Origin of the sequence: Brevundimonas sp. (genome assembly GCF_036732845.1) — a bacterium.
Lineage (GTDB): Bacteria > Pseudomonadota > Alphaproteobacteria > Caulobacterales > Caulobacteraceae > Brevundimonas.
Genome location: NZ_DAINBO010000081.1, coordinates 1 through 3,636, shown reverse-complemented (window position 1 = coordinate 3,636; position 3,636 = coordinate 1). Strand labels below are relative to the sequence as shown.

General features: G+C 65.4%; 4 protein-coding genes. All 4 read left to right on the top strand.

Going from position 1 to position 3,636, the window contains the following annotated elements:
- The coding region (gene eno / locus V7D63_RS13300; protein WP_442882149.1) for a phosphopyruvate hydratase at nt 1-1,272 on the top strand (1,272 nt) is incomplete at its 5' end.
- A gap of 228 nt (nt 1,273-1,500) precedes the next feature.
- The gene (locus V7D63_RS13295; protein WP_333592756.1) at nt 1,501-1,830 is read left to right on the top strand and encodes an FtsB family cell division protein; all 330 of its coding nucleotides are present in this window, start codon (nt 1,501-1,503) and stop codon (nt 1,828-1,830) included.
- 112 nt (nt 1,831-1,942) lie between these two features.
- Complete coding sequence (pdhA, locus tag V7D63_RS13290; RefSeq protein ID WP_333592755.1) at nt 1,943-2,962, top strand: pyruvate dehydrogenase (acetyl-transferring) E1 component subunit alpha; 1,020 nt, start codon at nt 1,943-1,945, stop codon at nt 2,960-2,962.
- Nucleotides 2,963-2,965: 3 nt separating this feature from the next.
- Nucleotides 2,966-3,636, top strand: a 671-nt coding sequence (locus V7D63_RS13285; RefSeq protein ID WP_333592754.1) for a biotin/lipoyl-containing protein, incomplete at its 3' end; no start/stop codon positions are given.

Genomic DNA, 3,636 nt, shown 5'->3' with positions numbered 1-3,636 from the left:
ATCGCCGACATCGTCGCCCGCCAGATTCTCGACAGCCGGGGCAATCCGACGGTCGAGGTCGACGTGACCCTGGACGACGGCAGCTTCGGCCGCGCCGCCGTGCCCTCGGGCGCCTCGACCGGCGCGCATGAAGCGGTCGAACTGCGCGACGGCGACAAGGATCTGTGGGGCGGCAAGGGCGTGCAGAAGGCGGTCGACGCCGTCAACGGCGAGATCTTCGACGCCCTCAGCGGCATGGACGCCGAGGACCAGCGCCGCATCGATTCGACCCTGATCGGCCTGGACGGCACGGCCAACAAGGCTCGGCTGGGCGCCAACGCCATCCTGGGCGTCAGCCTGGCCTGCGCCAAAGCCAGCGCCGTCTCGGCCAATCTGCCGCTGTACCGTTATCTGGGCGGGGTTTCGGCCCGCGTCCTGCCGACGCCGATGATGAACATCATCAACGGCGGCGCCCACGCCGACAATCCGATCGACATCCAGGAGTTCATGATCCTGCCGACCGGGGCCGAGACCTTCTCGGAAGGCCTGCGCATGGGAACCGAGATCTTCCACGCCCTGAAGACCGCCCTGAAGGACGCCGGTCACAACACCAACGTCGGCGATGAAGGCGGCTTCGCCCCCAATCTGGTCTCGGCCGAGGCGGCGCTGGAGTTCATCACCAAGGCGGGCCAGGCGGCCGGCTATCTGGCGGGCGAGGACTTCCACCTGGGGCTGGACGTCGCCTCGACCGAATTCTTCAAGGACGGCAAATACGTCATGACGGGCGAGGGCAAGACCTTCGATCCCGAGGGCATGGTCGGCTATCTGGCCGACCTGTGCGAACGCTTCCCCATCGTCTCGATCGAGGACGGCTGCGCCGAGGATGATTTCGACGGCTGGAAGATCCTGACCGATCGTCTGGGTGACCGTATCCAACTGGTCGGCGACGACCTGTTCGTGACCAATCCGGCCCGTCTGGCCGCCGGCATCGGCGAAGGCCTGGCCAATTCGATCCTGATCAAGGTCAATCAGATCGGCACGCTTTCCGAGACCCTGGATGCGGTCGATATGGCCCATCGCGCCGGCTACACCGCCGTCATGAGCCACCGCTCGGGCGAGACCGAGGACGCCACCATCGCCGACCTGGCCGTGGCCACCAACTGCGGGCAGATCAAGACCGGCTCTCTGGCCCGTTCGGATCGCACGGCCAAATACAACCAGTTGCTGCGCATCGAAGAGATGCTGGGCGACCAGGGCGCCTATTACGGCGACGGGATGCTGTTGAGCCGGTGACCTCATCGTCTCCTCCCCATCACAGATGGGGAGGGGGACCGCCGTAGGCGGTGGAGGGGCTGTTGGACCGCACACGATCCCAGAACCCCTCCGTCTCGAACGCTTCGCGTCCGATCCACCTCCCCATCGCTGCGCGATAGGGAGGAGATACGGCCAAGCTACGGTTCGTTAGGCATTTCCGCTCACATTCAATCAACTGTGAGTCCGCGCTCAGAAGGAGCGTCCGAAATGCCTGAACGGATGAAGCCCTACACCCTGTCCCTCTGTCTGCTGGCCGCTGTGCTGTACCTCGGGGTGCAGGCGTTGACGGGCGAGCGGGGCCTGCTCGGGGCGACGGAGCGAGACGCCCTGCTGGAGCAGCGCGCATCTCAACTGCACGATCTGGCTGAACAGCGACGGGATCTGGAGGTCCGGGTCCGCTATCTGCGTAGCGAGAGCCTGTCGCGCGATCTGCTGGAGGAGCGGGCGCGCGCCGTGCTGGGCTTCGCCGATCCGCGCGACTATGTGATCCGGGTCTCCAGCCCGGCCGCCCAGGCGTCTAAGCCCGCGCAATCCTGAACTTTCGTTACATCTCCGACGGCTGACTTTGCCTTTCGGGAACGAAGGCTGCTAAAGCCGCCTTACGTAACGACAGAAGGCCTTCCTGCGAGGCCCAGCCGGGAGATGGCGGATGGCGAAAGCCCCCTCCGACAAGACGACTTCAAAAACGATTCCCAACGCCCCACAGGCGTCCAAGGAAGACCTGCTCCGCTTCTATCGCGAGATGGTCCTGATCCGACGCTTCGAGGAGCGGGCGGGCCAGTTGTACGGCATGGGCCTGATCGGCGGCTTCTGCCACCTGTACATCGGCCAGGAGGCCGTGGCCGTGGGCGTTCAGGAGAGCGTCAAACAGGGCTATGACAAGATCATCACCGGCTATCGCGACCACGGCCACATGCTGGCCGCGGGCATGGACCCCAAAGCGGTCATGGCCGAGCTGACCGGCCGCATCGGCGGCTCGTCCAAGGGCAAGGGCGGCTCGATGCACATGTTCGACGTGCCGACCGGCTTTTACGGCGGTCACGGCATCGTCGGCGCCCAGGTGGCGCTGGGCACCGGCCTGGCCTTCGCCGGTTGGTATCGCGGCGACGATTCGGTCAGCTTCATCTATTTCGGCGACGGCGCGGCCAACCAGGGCCAAGTCTATGAGAGCTTCAACATGGCCCAGCTCTGGAAGCTGCCGGCCATCTACATCATCGAGAACAATCAGTACGCCATGGGCACGAGCATCGAACGCTCGTCGGCCACGACCGAGCTGTATCAGCGCGGCGCCAGCTTCGGCATTCCGGGCGAACAGGTCGACGGCATGGACGTGCTGGCCGTGCGCGACGCCACGGCCCGCGCGGTCAAGCGCGCCCGCGAGGGCGGCGGTCCTTTCATCCTGGAGGTGAAGACCTATCGCTATCGCGGCCACTCCATGTCGGACCCGGCCAAATACCGCACCAAGGAAGAGGTCGACGAGGTCAAGAAGACCCGCGATCCGATCGATCACATCAAGATGCTGCTGGACCAGGCCAAGGTGACCGAGGACGAGCTGAAGGTCATCGACAACGAGATCAAGGCCATCGTCGCCGAGGCCGTTCAGTTCGCCCAGGAAAGCCCAGAGCCGGATCCGTCCGAACTCTATACCGACGTCTATGTGGAGGCCTGACCGTTGACCGACATTCTGATGCCGGCGCTGTCGCCCACGATGGAAGAGGGCACGCTGACCAAATGGCACGTCAAGGCGGGCGACACCGTCAAGGCGGGCGACGTGATCGCCGAGATCGAGACCGACAAGGCGACCATGGAGGTCGAGGCCGTCGATGAGGGCGAAGTCCTGGAGATCCTGGTGGCCGAAGGCTCCGAGGGCGTGAAGGTCAATACGCCTATCGCCCGCCTGGCCGGGGAGGGCGGAACCGCCGCTCCGGCTCCGAAGGCCGAACCGGCCGCGGAAGCGCCCATGGCCGCTGAAGCCGCGCCCGCCGCCGCGCCCGCGCCCAAGGTCGAGCTGCGTGACCCCGAGCTGCCCGCCGACGTCAAACTGGTGAAGACCACCATCCGTGACGCCCTGCGCGACGCCATGGCCGAAGAGATGCGCCGCGACGACCGCGTCTTCCTGATGGGCGAGGAAGTCGCCCAGTATCAGGGCGCCTACAAGGTCAGCCGCGAACTGTTGCAGGAGTTCGGCGAGCGCCGGGTGATCGATACGCCGATTACTGAATACGGCTTCGCCGGTGTTGGGGTGGGGGCCTCGATGGCGGGGCTGAAGCCCATCGTCGAGTTCATGACCTTCAACTTCGCCATGCAGGCGATCGACCACATCATCAACTCGGCGGCCAAGAC